This is a genomic window from Streptomyces tyrfis (assembly GCF_037034285.1).
Lineage (GTDB): Bacteria > Actinomycetota > Actinomycetes > Streptomycetales > Streptomycetaceae > Streptomyces.
Genome location: NZ_JBAGJZ010000023.1, coordinates 76,702 through 100,152 on the forward strand (window position 1 = coordinate 76,702; position 23,451 = coordinate 100,152).

Sequence of the window (23,451 nt, forward strand, 5' to 3'; positions counted from 1 at the left end):
TCAGATCCCCACCGTGAAGCCGTCGGACCAGCTCTGCATCGTCTGCACCAGGCTGCCCCACAGACCGGTCAGCAGGAGCAGACCGGTCACGATCATCATCGCGCCGCCGATCCGCATGACCCATGCGTAGTGGCGCTTGACCCAGCCGAACGCGCCGAGCGCCTTGCGGAAGGCGACCGCGGCGAGCACGAAGGGCACGCCCAGACCGGCGCAGTAGGCGATGGTCAGAATCGCCCCGCGTCCGGCGGTGCCCTGGTCCATCGCGAGGATGTTCACCGAGCTGAGCGTCGGACCCAGGCAGGGGGTCCAGCCGATCCCGAAGAGGGCGCCCAGCAGGGGCGCCCCGGCCAGTCCGCTCACCGGCCGCCGGTGGATGCGGAACTCGCGCTGGGTCATCCAGGGCATCAGCCCCATGAAGAAGATCCCCATGAGGATCATCAGCACGCCGAGGATCGTGGAGAGGACCTCGCTGTACTGCTGGAGCGTCTGGCCGAAGTAGCCGAAGAGCGCGCCGCCGGAGACGAACACGGCGGTGAAGCCGAGCACGAACAGCGAGGCGCCCGCCACCATGCGGCCCCGTCTGGCCTGCGCCAGGTCGGTGCCGCTGACGCCGGTGACGTAGGAGAGGTAGCCCGGCACCAGCGGCAGCACGCACGGTGAGAAGAACGAGACGAGCCCGCCGAGCACCGCGACGGGCAGGGCGACCAGGAGCGCCCCGCTCAGGACGGTCTCGTTCTGCCCCGTGAGTGCGGCGAGGGTGATCACGGAGTCACTTCTCCGCGATCAGCGGGTCGATCGTCTGGTGCAGCGTCTCGGCGTCGAGCGCGGCCAGCGAGCGGGCGGCGATCTTACCCTCCCGGTCCAGGACCACGGTGGACGGGATGGCCTGCGGGTTCAGCGTGCCCTTGGGGAAGCGGAGCATCAGCTTGCCGGTCGGGTCGTAGATGCTCGGGTAGGGGACGCCGTAGTCCTCCTCGAACTTCACCGCTTCGTCCTTCTTGGGATTCCGCGTGTTGATCCCGACGAACTCGACGCCCTTGTCCTTCGTCTCCTTCGCCACCCGCGAGAAGTACTGGGCCTCCAGACGGCAGGGACCGCACCAGGAGGCCCAGATGTTCAGCACGACGACCTTGCCCTTGAGATCGGCCACGTCGAGCTGCTTGCCGTCGAGGGTCTCGCCGTCGAGCTTCGGGGCGGGCTTGCGGTCGCCCTTGTCCACGGTGGTGACTCCGCCGCTGCCCGCGACGAAGTTGGTGTTGCCACCGCCGCCGGCCTTGTTGTCGTTCCCGCCGCACGCGGTCAGCGTGAGCGCGAGTGCGACGGCCGCTGCGGGCGCGGCGAGCGGGAGGAAACGGCGTCGAGATGCCCGGCCATAGGTCATGTGAAAAGTTTCGCATGACGGTTCCGGCGATCTCGGGCACCCCCCTGGATGCCCGTAACGCCCCTTGTCAGGATTGTTTAAAGAAGGCGTTCCAGCCGCCCTGGGGCGCCTCTCCGACACCCAGGGTACGGAGCTTGTCGAGGACGGCCGGGGTCTGGACGTCGAGCCAGTCGACGTACTGCTTGAACGAGACGAGCCGCACGTCCGGCTTTCCCGCGACCTGCTTCAGCGTCTCCTCGACGGCGTCCATGTAGATGCCGCCGTTCCATTCCTCGAAGTGATTTCCGATGTAGAACGGCGCGCGGTTGGTCGTGTACGCACGGTTGAATCCGGCGAGATACGACTGGGTCGCCTGCTTGCGCCAGCCGGGATAGCGCGACGGCATTCCCTTGGTCGAGTTCTGCGACTGGTTGGCGAGGATGTTGTAGTCCATCGAGAGGACCTCGAAGCTGTGCCCGGGGAAGGGCATGGCCTGGAGCGGAAGGTCCCAGACCCCCTTCCGCTTCTCCGGCCAGACCTGCCTGCCGCCGGGGGAGCTGGCGTCGTAGCGCCATCCCAGCTTGGCGGCCGTGGGCAGCAGATTGTCCTGGCCGAGCAGGCAGGGGGTACGGCCGCCGACCAGTTCCTTGCGGTAGTCGAAGGGCAGCGGATCGATATCGGTCCAGCCGCTGTTGGTGCGCCATTCGGTGACGAAGGAGATCGCCTGGTCGATTTCGCTCTGCCACTGGGCGGAGGTCCAGTTCGCGACCGACCCGGAACCGGCGCAGAAATGCCCGTTGAAGTGCGTGCCGATCTCATGTCCGTCCAACCACGCCTGGCGGACGTACTTCAGCGTCTGCTTGATGTGGTCATCGGTGAGATATCCGATGTCGGAGGCGCCGACCGGGTTGTTGGGCGGCCGGTACTTCGACTTCTTGGACTCGGGGAGGAGATAGAGGCCCGAGAGGAAGAAGGTCATCGCCGCGTCATGGTTCTTGGCGAGTTCGAGAAAGCGCGGGAAGAGCCCGTTGCCGACCTCGCCCGCCCCGTCCCAGGAAAAGATCACGAACTGCGGGGGCGTCTGGCCGGGTTCGAGCGGAACCGGCGCCGGGGGCTGGTGCGGCTGTTTGCCGGTGTCCGCGGTGGAACCGTCTCCGATCAGCCGGACGTCCTTCTTCGCGGGACCGCTCCCCCGGTCGTGCCCGTCGGCGCCCTTCCCGCCGTCCCCCCGGGGCCGGCTCGTCCCGGAGGAACTGCACCCCGCGACACCGATCGCGGCCGCGGCCCCCAGGCCGGCTCCGAGCAATCCCCTTCGGCTGATCTCGCGCATGCGTTCCCCATCTGCGGTCGTTTTGCCTCAAGTCCATACAAACTGGCGAAGGCTTAGATGGCGGAAACAACACGGGGGTTCCGCGATTTAGCACAAAGTTCTGTGAGGTATCAACCCCCGGATGTGACCAAACACACAACCGAATCCTGGTACGCCGGGTCGTGTCCGCCCCGCACGCCCGCGCCGCGGAAACGGCGTGCGCGGACGGCGCACGCGGACGGCATACGGGGAGGGCGTACGAGGACGGGCGGGACCCCGCCCCGGGGACGGGAGGCCGCGAACGGAACGGGGCGGGGCGGGACATGAGGCCCACCCGGCCCCACGTCCCGCCCCGCCCCGACTTCCCCCGCCTCGACTCGCCCCGCGTGGCCTCGCGTCGACTCGCGCCGCTTCGACTCGCGTCGCTTCGAACCGCCTCGCGTCGAGCCGCCTCGCCGGCGGGCTCAGGCGCCGAACGCCTTCGACTTCCCCTTCACCGGCTTCGCCCCGGCCCGCAGGTGCGGCGGCACCAGGTCCCGGGCCGGCTCGCTGTATCCGACCGACACGATCTTGTCGCCCTGGTACGTGAAGCTGGTCAGCGACGCCAGCGTGCACTGGCGCTTGCGCGGGTCGTGCCACAGCCGCCGCCGCTCCACGAAGCTCCGCACGATCCAGATCGGCAGCTGGTGGCTGACGCACACGGCCTCGTGGCCGCGCGCCGCGTCCTTGGCCGCGTCCAGGGCGCCCATCATCCGGACGACCTGCTCGATGTACGGCTCGCCCCACGACGGCCGGAACGGGTTCGTCAGGTGCTTCCAGTTGTCCGGCTTGCGCAGCGCCCCGTCCCCGACGCCGAAGGTCTTGCCCTCGAAGACGTTGGCCGCCTCGATGAGCCGCTCGTCGGTCGCGAGCTCCAGCCCGTGCGCGGCGGCGATCGGCGTGGCCGTCTCCTGGGCGCGCTCCAGCGGGGAGGCGACGACATGGGTGATGTCGCGGCCCTCCAGGTGCTCGGCGACCCGGTCGGCCATCTTCCGGCCCAGCTCGGAGAGGTGGTAGCCGGGGCGGCGTCCGTAGAGCACGCCCTCCGGGTTGTGCACCTCCCCGTGCCGCATCAGATGGACGACGGTGATGTCCCCGCGGCCCCCGTTCCGGCCGTTCCCGCTCTTCCCGTTCGTTCCGTTCTCGCTCATGCGGTGGCCTCCGAAGCGGCACGGGCGGCGGCGGGCAGGGCGGCGGCGATCCGCTCGACGGCCCGCGCGTCGTGGGCGGTGGAGACGAACCACGACTCGAAGGCGGACGGCGGCAGATAGACGCCCTGCGACAGCATCGAGTGGAAGAAGGCGGTGAAGCGGAAAGCTTCCTGCCGCTTGGCGTCCTCGTAGTTCCGCACCGGCCGGTCGGTGAAGAAGACGGAGAACATGTTGCTCGCCGCCTGCACGGTGTGCGCCACGCCCTCCTTGGTGAGCGCCTCGCCGACCAGGCCGCGGATCTCCGCGGAGACCGCGTCCACCTTCGCGTACGCCGCGTCGTCGAGCAGTCGCAGCTGGGCGAGCCCGGCGGCGGTGGCGATCGGGTTCCCGGAGAGGGTGCCCGCCTGGTAGACGGGGCCGGCCGGGGCCAGGTGCGCCATGACGTCCGCCCGGCCGCCGAAGGCCGCCGCCGGGAAGCCGCCGCCCATCACCTTGCCGAAGGTCATCAGGTCGGGGCGCACGCCGTCGACGCCGAACCAGCCCGCCTTCGAGGTGCGGAACCCGGTCATGACCTCGTCGGAGATGTAGAGGGCGCCCTCGGCGGCGCAGATCTCCTTGAGCCCGGCGTTGAAGCCGTCCAGCGGCGGCACCACGCCCATGTTGCCCGGCGACGCCTCGGTGATCACACAGGCGATCTCGCCCGGGTGCGCGGCGAACGCGGCCCGCACGGCCTCCAGGTCGTTGTACGGCAGCACGAGCGTGTCGCCGGCCTGCGCGCCGGTGACGCCGGGGGTGTCCGGGAGCCCGAAGGTCGCGACCCCGGACCCGGCGGCGGCGAGCAGCGCGTCGACGTGGCCGTGGTAGCAGCCGGCGAACTTCACCACCTTGGCGCGGCCGGTGAAGCCGCGGGCGAGACGGATCGCGGACATGGTCGCCTCGGTGCCGGACGACACCAGCCGCACCTGCTCCACCGGCTCGACCCGGGCCACGATCTCCTCGGCGAGCGCGACCTCGCCCTCGCCGGGCGTCCCGAACGAGGTGCCGCGCGCCACCGCCTCCTGCACCGCCGCGATCACCTCGGGGTGGGAATGGCCGAGAATCATCGGTCCCCACGAGCACACGAGGTCGACGTACTCACGGCCGTCGGCATCGGTGAGGTACGGACCGGTACCGGACACCATGAAGCGGGGCGTACCGCCCACGGCCCGGAAGGCACGCACGGGAGAGTTCACGCCACCGGGCGTCACGAGGGACGCGCGGTCGAAGAGCGTCTGCGAAACGGGGGCTTGATATGAATACGCCACTTTGGTCCTGATCTGCGATTCGGGGGTCGGTCGGCCGGGCCGGAAATCTTGGCCGCGGTGAGCGGGGAACGTGTTCTCCTCGTGTGAGGGAAGGGCTCAGCCCCCTCGCGTCTGCGAAACTGGGGCGTGACGGGGGAAGCTCACACAAGCCATGGTGTCAGAGGCGCGCGCCGTCTCGCGGAACAGGTGTTTCACCGCACGCCCGCGGGGGAGGTCACTGACACGATGATCGGGTTGCACGGCGGGGTCCGTGTCTCCTAAGTAGTAGTCGGGTGGATGAGATATGCATCGCGGTGGCGGAGTGGGCGAAGGGACCGACGACCTGGGGCCCGAGCCTGCCCGGCGGGGTCGGCACCGGCGCGATGGGGAACGGCGCCGGGGCGTGCGGCCCGGCGGTGCGCAGGGCGGCGGATCCGGAAGCGGGAGTGGTGGCCGGATGGGGGTGACGTACAAGTACTTCGGCGCCCCGGACGGGGCGACCGCGGCGCGCGTGCCCATTTCGATGCGCCCCGAGGAGCTCGGCGGCGACGAGCTGGGCATGGGCGGCATGTTCACCAAGATCAAGCCGGAGACGGTGGCCGCGATGGTCCTCACCGGCATCCAGGGCATCCCGCTGCACCGGGTCCCCCCGCTGGAGCTGGTCGTGCTCCACCCCGACTACGCGGTGGTGAAGCTCCCGATGACGGTCGTCGACCCGCTGCGCGGCGTCGGCGAGGAGTCGGTGGGCGCCGCCGCCTTCATCTGGTCCACGGTCCCCGACCGCGGCGGCCCGCAGGACGCGTTCAACGTCTACCGGCTGCTGCACGAGTGGCAGGACTTCAGCCACCGCCTGCATGACGCGGGACATCAGGCGTACTGCCTGGTGTGGCCCTGAGCGAGGGCGACGGAGGGCCGGGCGGCAGGTGGAGCCACCGGGCCGTGCCCGGGGCGATGACATGGGTGTGCCCGCCCAGGACGACCCGGACCGCCGGGTGGTGCGAGCCCGGCACGGCGATCCGGACGCGGCCCGCCCGGAACCGCAGGTCCACGTCCCAGTGCCGGCGGAACCGGATGCGCACCCCGAACTTCGAGAGCTGCGGCAGTTCGGCCGGGTCCAGCCACAGCGCGTCCTCGCGGGTCTCCAGCCCGGTCATCCCGCGCTGCACGAAGTCGAGGGTGCCCGCCATCGCCCCCAGGTGGACGCCTTCCTCGGTGGTGCCGCCCTGGGTGTCGGCCACGTCCCCGATCAGCGCCTCCTCGCAGTACGCCCACGCCTCGTCGCGGCGGACCCGGGCCAGCACCCAGGCGTGGACCAGTGAGCTGAGCGTGGACCCGTGGCTGGTGCGGGCGAGGTAGTGGTCGACGGTGGCCCGCCAGCCGTCGTCGTCCAGCGGGTGTCCGAGCCGCCGGAAGAGTCCGGCGAGCTCGCGCGGCGAGAAGAGATAGCCCAGCATCAGCACGTCGGCCTGCTTGGACGCCTGGTAGCGGTTGACGGTGTCGCCCTCCGCCTCCAGGATCCGGTCCAGCCTCCTGATGTCCCCGTACCGCCTCCGGTATCCCTCCCAGTCGAGCTCGGCCAGTTCCCCGTAACCGGCGAACTGGCTGATCACGCCCCGGTGATACGGCACGTGCAGCCGGCGGGAGACGTCCTCCCAGCGTTCCGTCTCGTCGGCGTCGAGCCCGAACCGGTCGAGCAGCCGCCGCCGGCGGCCCTCCGGGAGCTCCCGGTACAGCTCCAGCGCACGCGACAGGACCCACGCGGCCGTCACGTTCGTGTACGCGTTGTCGTCGAGTCCGGGCGTCCGGGCCCCCGGGTAGGCGTCGTGGTACTCGTCGGGGCCGACGACTCCCCGGATGCGGTACCGGGCGAGGGAGTCGTCCCAGGTGGCGCCGGACGCCCAGAACCTGGCGATCTGGAGCAGCATCTCCGCGCCCTTGGAGTGCAGATAGTCCGTGTCCCCGGTCGCCTGGCAGTACTGCCACACGTTGTACGCGACGGCCGAGCCGACGTGGTGCTGGAGACGGGAGTGGTCGGGCAGCCAGTGCCCCGACCGCGGGTTGAGATGGATCTCCTGCGTCTCCTCGCGGCCGGTGTCGGCGCTCTGCCAGGGGTACATCGCCCCGGCCCGGCCCGCCTCGGCCGCCGCCCGGCACGCGGCGGGCAGCCGCCGGTGGCGGTAGTCGAGCAGCCCCCGGGAGACCTCCGGCAGATGCAGGTTCAGGAACCGCAGGACGAACAGCTCGTCCCAGAAGACGTGGCCCCGGTACGCCTCGCCGTGCAGCCCCCTCGCCGGAACGCCCACGTCGAGTTCGGCGGTGTGCGGGGACAGCGTCTGGAGCACGTGGAAGAGGTGCAGCCGCAGCACCCGCCCCGCCTGGCCGGCGACCTCCAGCCGGACCTGCCGCCACAGCTCGGCCCAGGCCCGCCGGTGCGAGGCCAGCAGGTCCGGGAAGCCCGGCGCCCGCCGGACCTCCGCCGACGCGGCCCGCAGCGGACTGCCGATAGCCCGGTCGCGGCTGGTGCACAGGGCCACGGTCTTGTCGACGACGGCGTCGCGCCCCGGGCCCAGCGGCAGCGCCAGCCGCCGGAACACCGAGGTCGGGGTCTGCCGGAAGTCGTACGCCGCCGGCCCCCCGTGCCCCGCGGGCTCCTCGGGGCGTACCGCGCCGGTGGGGCCCGCCTCGTGCCCGGCGCGGGTGCGGGCGGCCAGCGCGATCCCGATGTCCGACTCGAACGTGCGGCACCTCAGCGACACCACGCCGTCGTGGTCCGTGCCGGTCGCCCAGCCGGTGAGGTGCCGGTTCGCCAGCCCCTGGTATCTCTCGACCCCGGAGTTGCGGACGTCCCCGTCGATCCCCGACTCCACCTCGATCACGCCCGTCCACCCCTCCGCCCGGAACACCGTGCGGAGCGCGGCGAGATGCCGGTCGCCCATGTGCACCAGGCGGCACTGCTCCACCCGGAGCCGCCGCCCGGCCCCGTCCTCGTACACGGACCGCCGGGTCAGGGTGCCGCCCTTCAGGTCGAGCCACTGGGCGTGCTCCACGAGTTGCGCGTGGTCCGGGGTCAGCCATGGTCCGGGCGCGGCGCCCTCGGGGCGGACGCGGTAGCGCAGGGGCAGCCAGTTCGGCAGGTTGACCAGGTCCTCGTTCTCCACCGTGCGGCCCTCCACCGAGGAGGCCAGCCGGTCGTAGCAGCCCGCCGCGTAGGTGCCCGGGTAGTGCGCGGGGCCCTCGGTCGTCTCGGGGGCGGCGCCCCGGGTCGCGAAGTAGCCGTTGCCCAGCGTGCACAGCGCCTCGCGGAGCCGCTCCTTCCGCGGGTCGTACCCCTCGTACGACCAGGTCCAGGCGGGGATCCCGGCGACCGCGGCCGTCGCGGCGTCGGCCTCGTCCCCGGCGGTCGTCCCGCCGGTCAGCAGGTCGCCGGGATCGGACACCACCAGGTCGGCGCCGTGGCGGCGCAGGGCGGCGGCGCTGTCGGGGCCGCCGGTGCGGTCCACGCCGATCACGAGCCCGAAGCCGCCGCGCCGGCCGGCCTCGACACCGGCCAGCGCGTCCTCCACCACGGCCGTGTCCCGGACCGGGACCCCGAGGCGCCGCGCCGCCTCGACGAAGAGCGCCGGGTCCGGTTTCCCCGGCAGCCCCAGCCGTCCCGCCTCGTTCCCGTCGACCACCGCGGCGAACCGGTCGGCGACGCCGGCCCTCGACAGCAGCTCCGTCGCGTGCCGGGACGCCGAGACCGCCGCGCAGGGGGTCCGCCGTTCGCGCAGCGTGTCGAGCAGCCGGACCGTGCCGGGCCAGACGTCGACGTGCCCGGTGCGCAGGGACCGCGTGAACAGTTCGTCCTTGCGGGCGGCCACGGCCCACACCGTCCCGGTGCCCGGCGGGTCGCCCGGGTCGCCCTCGGGCAGGTCCAGCCCCCGGGACGCCAGGAACGCCGCCGCGCCGTCCCGCCGCGACCGGCCGTCGACATGGCGCAGATAGTCGTCCACGGCGTCGAAGGGCCGCTGCCCCTCCACCCCGGACAGCACGGCGTCGAACGCCTTCTTCCAGGCCGCCGCGTGGCTCCCGGCGGAGTCGGTGATCACTCCGTCGGTGTCGAAGACGACGGCCCGTACGGAGCGCAGGCACGGCGGCAGGGGCGGTGCGGCTGCCATGAGCGGAGCGTTCCCTTCCTCAGGGGTTCCTCCCATGGCACCACGGTTCCGGCACGGGGGCGCGGCATGTCTCCCCGGCGGCCGCGCGCGGCCGGGCGTGTCCGGGGGCCGTGCGGAGGCGGGGCGCCATGCGGGGCGGGACGGCGCCCGGTGGGCGAGGGCCGCCCGAGACGTCAAAGCAACCAGAACGTGGGAGAGTGCGTACCAGGGGGAATAAAAGCCCCATAACACCCCAAAACCATATGCACCACACCCTGAAAACACATTCGCCCTGAAACTCTGAAAACGCATGCGCCCTGAACAGGGGCATACAGCCTTGCCGCCCGGCCGCTCCGGACACCCGGGAGTCACGATGCCCAGGTCACTGCCCAGGCCACTCGACGACGCGACGTTGACCGGCCTCGTCGCCGATGCCACCGCCGCCCCGTCCATGCACAACACCCAGCCCTGGCAGTTCCGCTACACGCGCGCGGGCCACACGCTCACCCTTCTGGCCGACCTCGACCGCGCGCTGCCGGAGGCCGACCCGGCGACCCGCGCGCTGCACATGGGCTGTGGCGCGGCCCTGTTCAACCTGCGGGTGTCCGCCGCGCACCGGAGCCTGGAGGCGCTGACCGCGCTGCTGCCCGATCCGTCGGCGCCCGCTGTGCTCGCCTCCGTCCGGCTCGGGGCCCGCGCCGGTGACGGGCCGGCCCCCGGGGACGAGGCGCTCGCCGCGCTCCACCCCGCGATCCCCGAGCGGCACACCAGCCGCTATCCGTTCGACGACCGGCCGGTCCCGGAGGACGTCCGCACGCTTCTCTCTGAGGCGGCCCGGGGCGAGGGCGCGGACTTCTCGTTCCTGGCCTCGCCGCACCTGGAGACCGTGCTGGACCTGATCCGGGACGCCGAGGCCTACGACCGCGGGGACCCGGCCCGGGAGGCGGAGCAGCGCCGCTGGATCCGCGACACGAAGTCCGAGGCGCCCGTCGACGGGATACCGGACTACGCCTTCGGCCCCCGGGACGCCTCGGAGCACGCGACCACCCGCGACTTCGTGGGCACCGGCGTCCTGCCCGGCCGGGCGCGCGTCCCGTTCGAGGAACGGCCCCAGCTGGCCCTGCTGACCACCCCGAGCGACCACCCCGTCGACTGGCTGCACGCCGGCCAGGCGCTGGAACGGGTCCTGCTCGTGGCCACGCTTCACGGCGTGTCCACGTCGTTCTCGACCCAGCCCGTGGAATGGCCCGATCTGCGCTGGGTGCTGCGGGACCCGGTGTTCGGCTCGGGGCACGCCCAGATGATCGTCCGCCTGGGGTACGGGCCCGCGGGACCGCGTACGCCGCGTCGCCCCACGAACCAGGTGCTGACGATCGAACCCTAGAGGCGAACCCTGGAAGCGCCCCCTGGAAACGAACCGGGGAAACGAACCGTGGCGGCGGAACGCGACGACAGGCGGCAGCCGGCAGAACAGCAGTCGACAGGTGGTGGAAGCCATGGGACGCCCCGTGGTCGTCGGAGTGGACGGATCGGAGGGCAGCCTCCGCGCGCTCGACTGGGCGGCGGCGGAGGCGGCGCGTCGGAGGCTGCCCCTGCGTGTCCTCCACGCCTCGCTGTGGGAGCACTACGAGGGCGTGCACCCGGAGCGCGACGCCGAGCGCCCCACCGAGGAGGTCCTGGCCGAGCGCCTCGTCGACGAGGCCCGGGAGCGCGCGCGCCGGCTCGGCCCCTCGCTGGACGTGGTGGCCGCCGTGGAGCCCGAGGACCCGGTGGCCGCGCTCGTCAGGGAGAGCCACGCGGCCGCCATGGTGGTCCTCGGCTCGCGCGGCCGGGGCCGGATCGCCGGGATGCTCCTGGGGTCCGTCAGTCTGGCGCTCGCCAACCGGTCGCACTGCCCCGTCGTGGTCGTACCGGCGCGGGCCGCGGCCACACCGCTGTACCCGGGCCGGGTCGTCGTCGGGATCAGCGACGCCGATCGGCCGACGCCGGCCGCCCTCTTCGCGCTCGCCCACGCGGCGGCCCGGCACGGCGAGCTGGTCGCGGTACGGGCCTGGCGCTGCCCCGCGCACGAGGCCATGAGCCATCCGCTGCTCGCCGGCTCCCCCGCCGCCGCCTACCACCGGCAGGCCGAGGAGCACCTGGAGACCGTGCTCGCCGGGCTGGACCCGACGGACTCCTCCGGCGTCGTCGTCCAGAGGTCGGTGGCACGCGGGCCGACGCACCAGAAACTGCTTGAAGCAGCCGAGGGCGCGGAGCTCCTGGTCGTCGGCGCGAGCCGGTCCGGCGGCCGTCACGGACAGCACCTGGGCCCGGTGAACCACGCGATGCTGCACTACGCGCCCTGCCCGGTCGCGGTCGTTCCGAACCTCCCGAACGCCCCCGGCGGCCCGGGCGTCGACGACCGCACCGCCTGAGCCCTCACGCACACCGCCGAGCCCTCACGACGCGACCACGTCGCCCGGCTGCGCGACTCCGCTCCGCGACTCCGCGACTCCGCGACTGTCAGTGCGAGGCCGTACGGTTCTACTCGTCGTCGCGCCGCTCCGCTCGTCGTCACGACACGCCGTCGCACCAGGGGGAGGGCCGGACCATGGCCGAGTTCGTCGCACGTCTTGTCGCCACACTGCCGGCGCCACTGGGCCCTGCCCGGCGCGGCGAGGACACGGCGGACGCCCCGCTGCTCCTGTGCCGGCCGGGCAGTCGTCTGCTCGTCCAGCGCGGCGACGCCGAACTGGCCGTCGTCGACGCGAACGCCGAGGACGCCCCGGTGGTCCGTTTTCCCGCGCCCTGGCCTCGCCGCTTCGGTACGTGCACGGTGGCGCCGGGCGGCGAGCTCGCGGTCTTCTCCGGGGTGCACGCGCTGCGCGCCGTGGACGCGACGGGCGCGGTGCGCTGGGAGATCCGGCACGGCTGCTGGGACGGCGATTGCCGCACGCTCCACACCGCGTACGAGGAGTACGCGTCCGACCGTTCGCACGAGTACGCCGACCGGGGCTCGGCCGCGTTCTCGGCGGACGGGACGCTCGTCTGGGCCCATATACGCGGCCCCGTCGCCTCGGCCGGACCCGACGCCCCCGAGGCGCTGCCCGGCCCCGATGCGTCCCCCGGGTCCGATGTGCTGGAGGAATGGCTGGTGATCGACGCCGCCGACGGCCGCATACTGGGCCGCGCCGGAACGGATACCGCCGCCATCGGCTCGGAGCACGTCCCGCACCCGGACCCCGCCCGCATGGGGCTGTGCGTCGGCGAGGGCCAGGACGGCGTGCCGCTGCTGTGGGGCCGGTGGGACGGGCGACGGCTCTCCGTCGAGGGGTTCTGCGCCTACGAACGGGTGCTGACGTCGGTGAGCCCCTCGGGCGACCGCTTCCTCACCGTCACCCACTGCGAGGAGACGCTCGGCGTGCACCGGATCGAGGACGGTTCGGCGCTGTGCGAGCTCGACGCCGGGGGCAGCGTCCCCCGTCACCCCGAGGCCGACCCCGACGACCAGGACGCCGACGTGACGCTCTGGGACTACGCGTGCGGCTTCCTCGACGAGGAGACCATCGTCGCGGGAACGTCGGCACGGGACGAGGAGTACGGCGAGCAGCGCCACTGGCTGGTGCGCGCGGACGCGGCCGGACTGCGGGTGAGCGCCCGGATCGCGTACCCCTTCCCGGTGTCCGGCGGCGTCACGGCTCTGGACGACGGCACCTGGTACACGGTCCCGGAGGACGGCGACGCCCTGCACATCTGGAGCCGGTAGGCCCCGGCGGGCCGCACACGCGAGAGGCCCCCGCCCACGGCTCCCCACCCGCATCCGCGTCCGCACCCGACATCGCACGCACCGCACCGCACTTCACGCGACGCGTGCCCCGTGTCCCACGCCCCAACCGCCCCGGCCGCCCCAACGATCACGCGCCGGGCGGCCTCCAGCCCGGGTCGCGGCCGGTCAGCGCCAGCACGCGCTCGAACGGACCGGCCCCCTCCGCCACGGGGTGCGGCTCACCGAACACCTTCGCCTCCCGGCCCCCGGGCGCCAGCTCGGCGAACGCCGGGCCGAACTCGTCCACCACGGACGCGTCCGGGACGAACTTCTGGCCGGTGGCCCGGGCCAGGTCCCAGGCGTGGACGGTCAGATCGCCCAGCACCATGTTCCCGACGGTCCTGGCCGGGAACCCCATGGCCCCCTTCGTCCCCTCCTCTGCGCCGGGCGCGGCCCAGGCCGCCACCAGCTTCGCCGTCTCCTCCCGGAAGCGGGCCCGCCAGTCGCCCACCACGAACTCCGGCGTCTCCCCGAAATCGGCCGCCTCCCCGGCCGCCAGGGCCTGGAAGTTGACGACGACCTGGAAGAGGTGGTTGATGAGGGCCCGCACGTCGTACTCCGCGCAGGGCGTGGGATCTCCCAGACGGTCGTCGACGATCCCGTCCAGCACGGGAACGGCCCGTTCCGCAGCCGTTTCGAGCAACTCACTGATCTTCTTCATGCGTCGAGCCTGCACGCGGCCGTCGCCAGAGGCTTGAAAAAACGCGACACGGGGACCGGGCTTCACGCCTCGTCCGGACCGGGCGGTCGTGCTCATCCCGGCCGCGAGGATTCCGCGCCCGTAGGATCGCCGCATGGCAGGTCCCCGACGCGACACCAGGGGCATCGTCGACGCCTCCGAACTCTTCACGCGCGTGCGTTTCCGGCGCCGCGAGCCCGCCCCAGCCCTGCGCCCGTACCTGGAGCACTACTGGCTCATCGACTGGGACCTCACCAGGCCGTACGTCTCCCATCTGGTGCCCCACCCGTCCATGAACCTGGTCTTCCAGCGTTACGCGGGGCCGCCGGCGAACGGCGCCGCGTACGCCGAGGTCTCGGGCATCGGGCTGGAGCTCTTCACGCAGCGGCTGGAGGGGCGGGGACGGGTGTGCGGCGCGCAGTTCCGGCCCGGCGGGTTCCGCCCGTTCGCCCCAAAACGGCCGGTCTCCGACTGGACGGGGCGGCGGCTTCCCGCCGCCGAGGTCTTCACCCCGCCCGTCGCGCCGTCGGCCGTCCTGGACCCGGCCGACGAGAACGCCCGGATCGCGGCGCTCGACGCGTACCTGCTGGCGCTCGGCCCGCGACCGGACCCGCAGGCGGACCGTGCGATGGCCCTGGTCGACCTGGTGCGCGCGGACCGCACGCTGCGCCGGGTCGGCCAACTCGCCCGCGCCGAGGGGCTGTCGTCGCGCTCGTTGCAACGGCTCTTCGCCGCGTACGTCGGGGTCGGCCCGAAGTGGGTCATCCTCCGCTACCGCATCCACGAAGCGCTGGAACGGGCCGAGTCGGAACCGGGGGTGGACTGGGCGGCCCTCGCCGCGGAGCTCGGATACAGCGATCAGGCCCACCTGATCAGAGACTTCACGGCGACGGTCGGCGTATCCCCCACGGCCTTCCCCCGACGCTGAAACGACGCTCCCCCTCCCCTCCCGCACCGCCCCTTCCCCCCACCCCTCCCGCACTTTCATCCCCGCCTCCTGCCGGGGCCGCCCTCCCCCGCCCCGGTCCCGGAATCCCCTGGCTGACTTGCCGTGCGCGATGACATCCTGGCGAGGTGAACGGACCCGAGATCCACTTCGAAGTCGCCCCCGAGCTGCGGCTCTTCGTCTCCCATGAGCGCCGTCGTGGGCGCTCGACCGTGACCACCGACGGCGCCTCCACCCTCGGCCATGTCGTGGAGTCCCTCGGAATCCCGCTCACCGAAGCCGGACAGCTCCTGGTCGACGACCGCCCCGTATCCGTCTCGCACATCCCGGCCGCCGGTGAATCCGTGCGGGTGTGCGCCGTCGAGCGCCCCCAGCGCGTGCCCGGCGCACCCCTGCGGTTCCTGCTCGACGTCCATCTCGGCACGCTCGCCCGTCGGCTGCGGCTGCTGGGAGTCGACGCGGCGTACGAGAACGAGGACATCGGTGACGCCGCGCTGGCCACCCGGTCGGCGGACGAGCGCCGGGTGCTGCTCTCCCGGGACCGCGGGCTCCTCCACCGGCGCGAGCTCTGGGCCGGGGCATACGTGTACAGCGATCGGCCGGACGACCAACTCCGCGACGTCCTGGAGCGGTTCGCCCCGCGCCTGGCCCCCTGGACCAGGTGCACCGCCTGCAACGGTCCGCTGAAGCCGGCCGCCAAGGAGTCCGTCAGCGCTCATCTGGAACACGGCACCTGGCACTCGTACGACGTCTTCGCCCAGTGCACGGAGTGCGACCGCGTCTACTGGCGGGGCGCCCACCACTCCCACCTGGACGCCATCGTCGCGCAGGCGCTCCGCGACTTCGCCCCCGACACCACCCGGGACAAGGCCGACAACGCCGACAACACCGAGGAACCCACCCCCGGCAACGCCGAGGATCCCGCCCTCGGGGACCCCCGGTAGCGCGGCCGGCGCCGACGGCCCCGGAAGCACCCGGCCGGGCGCCCGGCAACACGGCGAGGCGCCCCGGCCGCCGCCGGACGCCCGCCGGGGATGATCGGGACAGCTCTCAGGGCTGCTCGGCGGTCACATACCGCTGAATGGTCGGGGCCACCCAGGCGATCACTTCCTCGCGCGACATCGAGACGGCGGGCTCCAGCCGCAGGACATAGCGCGTGAGGGCCAGGCCCAGGATCTGCGAGGCGGCGAGAGCCGCCCGGCGCGGGACGTCGGCCGGGTCGGGGCACACGCCGGCCACGACCGGGCCGATCTGCTCGGCGATGATCTCCTTCACGCGCTCGGCCCCCGCCTCATGGGTGACGCCGACTCTGAGCAGGGCGTTGAGCACGTCGTCGCCCTCCCAGCGGTCCAGGAAATGGCCCACGAGCACGGCGCCGACGTGCTTGCCCGGCAACGCCCCCAGCTCCGGCAACCGCAGATCGATCGCGGAGGCAGCCGCGAACAGCCCCTCCTTGTTGCCGTAGTAGCGCATCACCATCGACGGGTCGATGTTCGCGTCCCGGGCTATGGCCCGGATGGTGGCGCGCTCATAGCCGTCGGCGGCGAACCGCTCGCGCGCGGCTTCGAGGATCGCGGCCCTGGTGGCGTCCGAACGCCGGGGAGCGGCGTGCTTGGTCTTCACGCCAACAACTGTAGGCCAACAAGCGTTGACATTCCAATCCCGGCGGAGTTACCGTTGCCAACAAGCGTTGACCAACACCCGTTGGCGCGAAGGTGACCGTTGATGACCGGGCCCAGGAGGCAGTCATGACCAGCACCCCGAGCACCACACCCGACCCCGTCGACGCGCTCGTCGTGGGCGCCGGTCCCACCGGCCTGCTGCTCGCGGGCGACCTGGCCTCCCAGGGCCTCTCGGTCACGCTGGTGGAGCGCCGCCCGCCCGGGATCAGCAACATGACGCGCGCGTTCGCGGTGCATGCCCGCACCCTCGAAATGCTCGACGCCCGCGGTCTGGCCGACCCCCTCATCGCGTCGGGCATCCCGCGCTCCTCCCTGCGCTTCTTCGGCAGACTCTCGCTCGACCTCTCCGGAATGCACACCCGCTTCCCCTTCCTGCTGGTCACCCCCCAGTACGAGGTGGAGCAGCTGCTGGAGCGCCGCGCCCGCGCCGCGGGCGTCCGCTTCCGGTACGAGACGCGGCTGACGTCGCTCCGCCAGAGCCCCGCGTCGGACACCGTCACCGCCGAGCTGCGCGAGGCCGACGGCGGCACGAGCGCGATCGACGCCCGCTACCTCGTCGGCGCCGACGGGGTGCACAGCGGGGTCCGCGAGGCGCTCGGCCTCCCCTTCCCCGGCGCCTCGGTGATCCGGTCGATGGTCCTGGCGGACGTCCGCTTCACCGAGGAGCCCCCGGAAGTCCTGACGATCGACGGAGACGGGGACGCCTTCGCCTTCATCGCCCCCTTCGGCGACGGCTGGTACCGCGTCATGGGCTGGGACCGTTCGCACCAGCCGGCCGACAGTGCCCCCGTGGATCTCGACGAGCTGCGCGGGATCGCCCGCCGCGCCCTCGGCACGGACTACGGCATGCACGACGCGCGGTGGATCTCCCGCTTCCACAGCGACGAGCGCCAGGTGCCCGCCTACCGCACGGGGCGGGTCTTCCTCGCCGGGGACGCCGCGCACGTCCACTCCCCTGCGGGCGGACAGGGCATGAACACGGGCCTCCAGGACGCGGCCAACCTCTCCTGGAAACTCGCCGCGGTCCTGCGCGGGCGCACGGCCTCCCCCGAGGCGCTCCTCGACAGCTATCAGACGGAACGCCACCCGGTCGGCACACAGGTGCTTCACTCCAGCGGAGCACTCATCCGCCTCGCCATGGCGAGAACGCCGCTCCAGCGGGCGGGACGCGCCCTCGTCGCGACCGCGCTGTCCACGCTCCGGCCGGCCTCCGCCAGAGTCATCGGCATGGTCTCCGGACTCTCGATCTCCTACCCGGCCCCGCGCGGAGCCCATCCCCTGACCGCGAAACGAGCACCCGACCTGAGCCTGCGGGAGGGACGGCTCCACGAACTGCTCCGCGCCGGCGCGTTCGTCCTCGTGACCCCTGCGGACACCCCGACCCCGGACTCGCTCGCCCCACTCGTCCACGCCCACTGGAGGAACGACCGCGCCACCGCCCTGCTCATCCGCCCCGACGGCTACATCGCCTGGGCCGGCGACCACCCCGACCCGGCGCCCCTGCGCGCCGCCCTCGCCCAATGAGCCGCCTCGCCCCTCGCCCCCCTCGCGCGCGAAGGGAGCGAACCACCCCCGGCGACTCCGGCGCCGGAAGACGTACGCGTCCGCCAGAAGACATACGCGTCTGTCAGAAGACGTACTCGTCCCCGGTGGCCGGAGCCAGCACCTCGTGCTCGCTGTTCTCCGGGTTCCGGTCGGTGGCCCCTCCGTTCCACAGGGTGTCGATGCGCACGACGACCTCGTCCGGCCGGCCGGTCAGCTGCAGTTCGAGGGCGAGTTGCCGTTCCTCGTCGGCGTACGCGCGCAGCGGGCCCGTCCGGCACAGCACGGTCTGCCGGTCGGCCTGCAGGCAGCCTTCGGACAGTTCCTGCCGCCCGGAGAGCGGGACGGACGTGCGCACCCGCACGGTCACGCTGTCGAGGTTCGAGGGGCCGCGGTTCCGGCTCCGTACCCAGATCCCGAGACCCGTGCCCCACAGCGAGACATGCCCGTGGTGCGACACATCGGCCTCGGGCGCGATACCGCCGGTCCCGGGCCCACCCGCCGCATTCACCGGCCTCCCCGCGCTCCCCGCCCTCTCCGCGCTCCCCACCGGACCGTTCACGGCCTGATTCACCGTCCCGCTCGCGGCCGCACGGCCCGTTCCCAACACCACGGCCACGGCCAGAGCCACCACCACGGCCACACCGACGCCGGACAACCCGGGTGCGGCCCTACGTGTCATCACCATGCCCCGAAGATACCGATTGCCCGGAAATATCCATATTTACCCACTAGTTCGGCGCGCCTTCCGCACCCGCCGCCCCTGCGCCCGCCGCCCCGGCGACTCGCCGTGAAACGCTGCGTCCATGACTGTCGTCCGCTCCATCGTCCTGTTCGTCCTCGCCGCCCTCTTCGAGATCGGCGGCGCCTGGCTCGTCTGGCAGGGCGTACGCGAGCACCGGGGCTGGGCCTGGATCGGCGCGGGCGTCCTCGCGCTCGGCGCCTACGGCTTCGCCGCCACGCTCCAGCCGGAGGGCGAGTTCGGCCGCATCCTCGCCGCGTACGGCGGCCTCTTCGTGGCGGGCTCGATCGCCTGGGGCATGGTCGCCGACGGCTACCGCCCCGACCGCTGGGACGTGACCGGCGCCCTGATCTGCCTCGCCGGCATGGCCGTGATCATGTACGCCCCGCGCAACCACTGACCACCCGCCCCGGCGACCGCCGACGGCGCTCCCCGCGCGTCCGCCTATCCTGGCCCGGTACCGATCAGCTGTCCGAGGAGCCCGCCATGGCCGCCACCCCGATCGCCGTCGTCACCGGAGCGAGCAGCGGCATCGGCGCCGCGACCGCCCGGCAGCTGGCCGCCGCCGGCTACCGCGTGGTGCTGACCGCCCGTCGCAAGGACCGCATCGAGGCGCTCGCCGACGAGATCAAGGCCGCGGGCCACCAGGCCACCGCCTACGCCCTGGACGTGACCGACCGCGCCGCCGTGGACGAGTTCGCCACCGCCTTCCGCAGCCTCGCCGTCCTCGTCAACAACGCGGGCGGCGCGCTCGGCGCCGACCCCGTCGCCACCGGCGACCCCGCCGACTGGCGCCAGATGTACGAGACGAACGTCATCGGCACGCTCAACGTCACCCAGGCCCTGCTGCCCGCGCTCACCGGGAGCGGCGACGGCACGATCGTGATCCTCTCCTCCACGGCGGGCCACGCCACCTACGAGGGCGGCGGCGGTTACGTGGCCGCCAAGCACGGCGAACACGTCCTGGCCGAGACCCTCCGCCTGGAGATCGTCGGCACCCCGGTCCGCGTGATCGAGGTGGCCCCCGGCATGGTCAAGACGGACGAGTTCGCCACCACCCGCTTCCGCGGCGACACCGAGAAGGCGGCCAAGGTGTACGAGGGCGTCGACGCCCCGCTCACCGCCGACGACGTGGCCGACACCATCACCTGGGCCGTCACCCGCCCCAGCCACGTCAACATCGACCTCCTGGTGGTCCGCCCCCGCGCCCAGGCCTCCAACTCCAAGGTCCACCGCACCGCCTGACCACCGATCGCACCCGGCCGGCCGCCGTCCCCCATGCCTCGTCCCCCGCGTCCGGCCGGCCGCGTCCTCGGCCGATCGCGCCTCGCCCCGGCCGCCGTCCCGGGGGCGGGCGGGCCGGGGTGCGGTTCGAAGGTCAGCCCTTCACGCACACCACCTGCTTGAGCTTGGCGACGACCTCCACCAGGTCCCGCTGCTGCTCGATGACCTGCTCGATCGGCTTGTAGGCCGCCGGGATCTCGTCCACCACGCCGGAGTCCTTGCGGCACTCCACGCCCCGCGTCTGGTCCTCCAGGTCGCGCGTAGAGAAGCGGCGCTTCGCCGCGTTCCGGCTCATCTTGCGGCCGGCGCCGTGCGAGGCCGAGTTGAAGGACTTCTCGTTCCCGAGGCCCTTCACGATGTACGAACCGGTCCCCATCGAGCCCGGGATGATCCCGAAGTCGCCGGAGCCCGCGCGGATCGCGCCCTTCCTGGTGACCAGCAGGTCCATGCCCTCGTACCGTTCCTCCGCCACATAGTTGTGGTGGCAGGAGATGACCGGTTCGAAGGTGACCTTGGCCTTCTTGAACTCCTTGCGGACCACGTTCTGGAAGATCGCCATCATGATGGCGCGGTTGTGCTTGGCGTACTCCTGCGCCCAGAACAGGTCGTTGCGGTAGGCCGCCATCTGCGGGGTGCCGGCGATGAACACCGCCAGGTCACGGTCGACCAGGTCCTGATTGTGCGGCAGCTTCTGGGCCTGCTCGATGTGATGGTCGGCCAGTTCCTTGCCGATGTTCCGCGAACCGGAGTGCAGCATCAGCCAGACCGAGCCCGACTCGTCGAGACAGAACTCGATGAAGTGGTTGCCGGAACCGAGCGTCCCCATCTGCTTCGTGGCACGTTCCTGGCGGAACCGGACCGCCTCGGCCACTCCGTCGAACCGCGCCCAGAAGTCGTTCCAGCCCGGCGCGCCGAAGCCGTACAGCCCGCGCGGGTCCACGGCCTCGTCGTGCATCCCGCGCCCCACCGGGATGGCCTGCTCGATCCCGGAGCGCAGCCGGGACAGGTCGCCGGGCAGGTCATTGGCCGTCAGAGAGGTCTTCACCGCGGACATTCCGCAGCCGATGTCCACCCCCACCGCCGCCGGGCAGACCGCTCCCTCCATCGCGATCACCGAGCCGACCGTCGCCCCCTTGCCGAAGTGGACGTCCGGCATGACGGCGAGGCCCTTGATCCAGGGCAGGGTCGTCACATTGCGCAGCTGCCGCATCGCGGCGTCCTCGACCGACGCCGGGTCGGCCCACATCCGTATCGGGACCTCGGCGCCCGGCACCTCTACATACGACATACGTTCCCCTATCCCCCGAAAAGTCTGAAAGCGCAAAACCGGTGTCAAGATCGGCAAACAAGTCGGCCGACCGGCATCCACGGCTGCGCGTGCGATACACATTGTCTCCACCGGTCGCCGTCGAGCGGCAACCGCTTTTCGCACGAAGGGAGCCCAGGACCGTGCGGCGAATGGCGTACGTATCCGGCACCGCACTGCTGGCGGCGCTGGTCGTCGGTTGCAGCGCAGGCAGCGGAACCGGTGGTTCGGCCGCCGACGGCAAGCCCGGCGAGGCGACCGCCACCTCGGCGGCCCCCGGCAGGTACCGCACCCTTCTCGACGCCTGCCGAGCCGTCTCCGTGTCCTCGCTGAAGGACCTGCTGCCGGGCGCGGCCGAACTGCCGGACGACCAGCGGGACAAGACGTACAAGGGCACGGCCGCCGTCACCTACGACACGGACCGCCGGGTCGGCTGCCGGTGGAAGGCCGACGCCCTCGGCGCCTCGCACGCCCTCGCCGTCGACTTCGAGCGCGTCGTGTCGTACGACCCCGCGGTGAGCGACGACGACCGGGCCCGCGAGGTGTACACGAAGAAGGAGGCCGCCGCCGGCCTGGTCCCGCCCTCCGCCACGCCCGGCGGCACGAAGCAGACGCCGCCCCCGTCGGGCGCCGCCCCGCACAACGCGTCCGGCTCGACGCCCGCCGACGACAAGAAGGACGGGAAGAGCGGGAAGGCGGACGGGGGCGCGAGCGGGGAACCGACCGAGGACACCGGCGCCGGAACGACCGGCGGGGGCGCGGACGGCGGCGACGGGAGCCTGCTGCCCCGCACCCTCGACGGCCTCGGCGACAGCGCGTTCCTGGACGACCGGCTGGTCCGCACCGGTTCCACCGCCCAGAACCGCACGGTCAGCGTGGTATTTCGCACATCGAACGTCATCGTGACCATCGAGTACACCGAGCAGCCGACGACCCCCTCGGCGATCCCGGACAGCAAGGAACTGCAGGACAGAGCCCGGGCACTGGCCCGCAGGCTGGTGGAGAAGTTCGGCGAATAGCCGCGACCGACGCGCCCCGGACCGACGGCGGACGCGTTCCCCGGGCCCTCGCCCGGGGCAACGCCCGGGCCCCGTCCGTCGTACCGTGGCCCTCCGGAACGCCTTCCGGAACCCCGCCGGACACCCGTCCGGCGCCCGCCGACCGACCGAGCCCGGCCGCCCGGCAGACCGTGTCCGAACCCCGGCAGCCTGCCCGCACGCCGCGCCACCGAGTGAAGGAACCATGCACCGTTCAGCCCCGCGACTCGCCCGCATACTCGCCTGCGCCGCCGTTCCGGTGATGCTCGTCGCCGCCGGCTGCTCGTCGGACGCCGGCGACAAGGAGAAGAAGGACTCGGGTTCGGCCGCGTCTTCCGCCACGCCGGACGCGCCGAAGCCGGAAGCGACGGTCGAGCCGGCGAAGTTCGCCCAGCTGCCCGAGCCGTGCAAGTCGATCGGCGGGAAGACGGTCGGCTCCCTGGTTCCCGGGGTGAAGTCCAAGGGCGGTACGTCGGCCAAGTCCAGCGACACCGCGTACCGCGCGGGCTGCTCCTGGAACGGCCTCGACGACAAGGGCGTGAAGGGCTCCCAGTACCACTGGCTCGACGTCGGCTTCACCCGCTTCGACTCGGACCAGACCCTGGGCAGCGGCGCCGAGCGCGCCCAGCAGGACTTCACCAAGCAGGTCACCAAGGTCAAGGCGGCCGAGGGCGCGAAGAAGGTCGCCGAGGCGCCCGTCTCCGGCATCGGCGAGCAGGCGTCGCTGATCACGTACGACCTCGCCAAGACGAGCGAGGACTTCAAGTACGCCACGGTCGTGGCCCGCACGGGCAACGTCGTCGTCACCCTCACCTACAACGGCGCGGGTTACGCGGGCGCGAAGACGCCGTCCTCCGACGACATCGTCAAGGGCGCCCAGAAGGCCGCCAAGGAGGCCGTCGCGGCCGTCGCCACCGGCGGCGCGCAGCAGGGCGCCTCGGAGGACCCGGCCAAGAGCGACAAGACCGGCACGCCCGCGAAGTCGAACGAGCCGACCAAGGCGGGCGAGAAGCCCGAATCCGGCAAGTCGGTCCAGCCCTCCGAGACGTCCACGGACAAGAAGGCCGGCTGAGGACCGCCCGGAAGCCGAGGGGGCAGGCCCGCGGACCGGCCGAGGGGAGCCCGGACACCGGGGAAGGGCAGGCCCGCA

At 72.5% G+C, this 23,451-nt stretch carries 21 protein-coding genes and 1 pseudogene; 11 read left to right on the top strand and 11 right to left on the bottom strand.

Annotated features, from left to right (window positions below; genetic code table 11):
- The 5 genes from WA762_RS19170 to hemL form a co-directional block, all read right to left on the bottom strand.
- Positions 1-765 (bottom strand): cytochrome c biogenesis CcdA family protein, encoded by a 765-nt coding sequence (locus WA762_RS19170; protein WP_335937090.1) that lies wholly within the window; start codon positions 763-765, stop codon positions 1-3.
- Positions 766-769: 4 nt separating this feature from the next.
- Positions 770-1,381 (bottom strand): TlpA family protein disulfide reductase, encoded by a 612-nt coding sequence (locus tag WA762_RS19175; RefSeq protein WP_335937091.1) that lies wholly within the window; start codon positions 1,379-1,381, stop codon positions 770-772.
- Between the two features lie 67 nt (positions 1,382-1,448).
- A complete protein-coding gene (locus WA762_RS19180) occupies positions 1,449-2,690 on the bottom strand; it encodes a polysaccharide deacetylase family protein (protein ID WP_335937092.1) in 1,242 nt (413 codons plus the stop codon).
- Positions 2,691-3,133: 443 nt separating this feature from the next.
- The gene (locus WA762_RS19185) at positions 3,134-3,859 is read right to left on the bottom strand and encodes a histidine phosphatase family protein (RefSeq protein ID WP_335937093.1); all 726 of its coding nucleotides are present in this window, start codon (positions 3,857-3,859) and stop codon (positions 3,134-3,136) included.
- A complete protein-coding gene (gene hemL, locus WA762_RS19190) occupies positions 3,856-5,163 on the bottom strand; it encodes a glutamate-1-semialdehyde 2,1-aminomutase (RefSeq protein WP_335937094.1) in 1,308 nt (435 codons plus the stop codon). Before hemL ends, WA762_RS19185 begins: the two co-directional genes overlap by 4 nt.
- Before the next feature lie 283 nt (positions 5,164-5,446).
- Here hemL and WA762_RS19195 point away from each other — a divergent pair, with 283 nt between their 5' ends.
- A complete protein-coding gene (locus WA762_RS19195) occupies positions 5,447-6,037 on the top strand; it encodes a hypothetical protein (RefSeq protein ID WP_335937095.1) in 591 nt (196 codons plus the stop codon).
- Here the strand turns inward: WA762_RS19195 and WA762_RS19200 are convergent.
- Both WA762_RS19200 and WA762_RS19205 read right to left on the bottom strand, forming a co-directional pair.
- Positions 5,982-8,498 carry a glycoside hydrolase family 65 protein gene (locus WA762_RS19200; protein ID WP_335937141.1) on the bottom strand — a complete coding sequence of 839 codons (2,517 nt, stop codon included), beginning with the start codon at positions 8,496-8,498 and terminating at the stop codon, positions 5,982-5,984. The two genes, WA762_RS19195 and WA762_RS19200, sit on opposite strands and share 56 nt — an antisense overlap.
- Positions 8,499-8,660: 162 nt before the next feature.
- Positions 8,661-9,731: pseudogene (locus WA762_RS19205) on the bottom strand (HAD family hydrolase); the annotation flags it as partial.
- Between WA762_RS19205 and WA762_RS19210 the strand changes: the two are divergent.
- From WA762_RS19210 to WA762_RS19220, 3 genes are all read left to right on the top strand, one after another.
- Entirely contained in the window at positions 9,652-10,662 is a 1,011-nt protein-coding gene (locus WA762_RS19210) for an Acg family FMN-binding oxidoreductase (protein ID WP_335937096.1), read from the top strand. The pseudogene WA762_RS19205 and the gene WA762_RS19210 sit on opposite strands and share 80 nt — an antisense overlap.
- Positions 10,663-10,774: 112 nt before the next feature.
- On the top strand, positions 10,775-11,692 hold the full coding sequence (locus tag WA762_RS19215; protein ID WP_335937097.1) for a universal stress protein: 918 nt from the start codon (positions 10,775-10,777) through the stop codon (positions 11,690-11,692).
- 176 nt (positions 11,693-11,868) lie between these two features.
- Positions 11,869-13,023: a hypothetical protein gene (locus tag WA762_RS19220; RefSeq protein ID WP_335937098.1), complete on the top strand. Its 1,155-nt coding sequence runs from the start codon at positions 11,869-11,871 to the stop codon at positions 13,021-13,023.
- A 148-nt stretch (positions 13,024-13,171) separates the two neighbouring features.
- On the opposite strand, the gene WA762_RS19225 is transcribed toward WA762_RS19220, so the two are convergent.
- The gene (locus WA762_RS19225) at positions 13,172-13,744 is read right to left on the bottom strand and encodes a TIGR03086 family metal-binding protein (protein WP_335937099.1); all 573 of its coding nucleotides are present in this window, start codon (positions 13,742-13,744) and stop codon (positions 13,172-13,174) included.
- A 133-nt stretch (positions 13,745-13,877) separates the two neighbouring features.
- On the opposite strand from WA762_RS19225, the gene WA762_RS19230 reads away from it, so the two are divergent.
- On the top strand, positions 13,878-14,690 hold the full coding sequence (locus WA762_RS19230) for a helix-turn-helix domain-containing protein (RefSeq protein ID WP_335937100.1): 813 nt from the start codon (positions 13,878-13,880) through the stop codon (positions 14,688-14,690).
- 146 nt (positions 14,691-14,836) lie between these two features.
- Positions 14,837-15,652: a Mut7-C RNAse domain-containing protein gene (locus tag WA762_RS19235; protein WP_335937101.1), complete on the top strand. Its 816-nt coding sequence runs from the start codon at positions 14,837-14,839 to the stop codon at positions 15,650-15,652.
- A gap of 106 nt (positions 15,653-15,758) precedes the next feature.
- On the opposite strand, the gene WA762_RS19240 is transcribed toward WA762_RS19235, so the two are convergent.
- Complete coding sequence (locus tag WA762_RS19240) at positions 15,759-16,331, bottom strand: TetR/AcrR family transcriptional regulator (protein ID WP_335937102.1); 573 nt, start codon at positions 16,329-16,331, stop codon at positions 15,759-15,761.
- Positions 16,332-16,456: 125 nt separating this feature from the next.
- Here WA762_RS19240 and WA762_RS19245 point away from each other — a divergent pair, with 125 nt between their 5' ends.
- Positions 16,457-17,914 (top strand): FAD-dependent monooxygenase, encoded by a 1,458-nt coding sequence (locus WA762_RS19245; protein ID WP_335937103.1) that lies wholly within the window; start codon positions 16,457-16,459, stop codon positions 17,912-17,914.
- A gap of 103 nt (positions 17,915-18,017) precedes the next feature.
- On the opposite strand, the gene WA762_RS19250 is transcribed toward WA762_RS19245, so the two are convergent.
- Positions 18,018-18,620, bottom strand: coding sequence for a hypothetical protein (locus WA762_RS19250; RefSeq protein ID WP_335937104.1), 603 nt, complete (start codon positions 18,618-18,620; stop codon positions 18,018-18,020).
- 118 nt (positions 18,621-18,738) lie between these two features.
- Here WA762_RS19250 and WA762_RS19255 point away from each other — a divergent pair, with 118 nt between their 5' ends.
- Both WA762_RS19255 and WA762_RS19260 read left to right on the top strand, forming a co-directional pair.
- The gene (locus WA762_RS19255) at positions 18,739-19,074 is read left to right on the top strand and encodes a YnfA family protein (RefSeq protein WP_335937105.1); all 336 of its coding nucleotides are present in this window, start codon (positions 18,739-18,741) and stop codon (positions 19,072-19,074) included.
- Between the two features lie 86 nt (positions 19,075-19,160).
- The gene (locus tag WA762_RS19260; protein WP_335937106.1) at positions 19,161-19,919 is read left to right on the top strand and encodes an SDR family NAD(P)-dependent oxidoreductase; all 759 of its coding nucleotides are present in this window, start codon (positions 19,161-19,163) and stop codon (positions 19,917-19,919) included.
- Positions 19,920-20,052: 133 nt separating this feature from the next.
- Here the strand turns inward: WA762_RS19260 and WA762_RS19265 are convergent, their stop codons facing one another.
- Positions 20,053-21,246 (bottom strand): RtcB family protein, encoded by a 1,194-nt coding sequence (locus tag WA762_RS19265; RefSeq protein WP_335937107.1) that lies wholly within the window; start codon positions 21,244-21,246, stop codon positions 20,053-20,055.
- Between the two features lie 170 nt (positions 21,247-21,416).
- Here WA762_RS19265 and WA762_RS19270 point away from each other — a divergent pair, with 170 nt between their 5' ends.
- On the top strand, positions 21,417-22,283 hold the full coding sequence (locus WA762_RS19270) for a DUF3558 domain-containing protein (protein WP_335937108.1): 867 nt from the start codon (positions 21,417-21,419) through the stop codon (positions 22,281-22,283).
- A gap of 223 nt (positions 22,284-22,506) precedes the next feature.
- Positions 22,507-23,373 carry a DUF3558 domain-containing protein gene (locus tag WA762_RS19275; RefSeq protein WP_335937109.1) on the top strand — a complete coding sequence of 289 codons (867 nt, stop codon included), beginning with the start codon at positions 22,507-22,509 and terminating at the stop codon, positions 23,371-23,373.
- Positions 23,374-23,451: the final 78 nt, after the last annotated feature.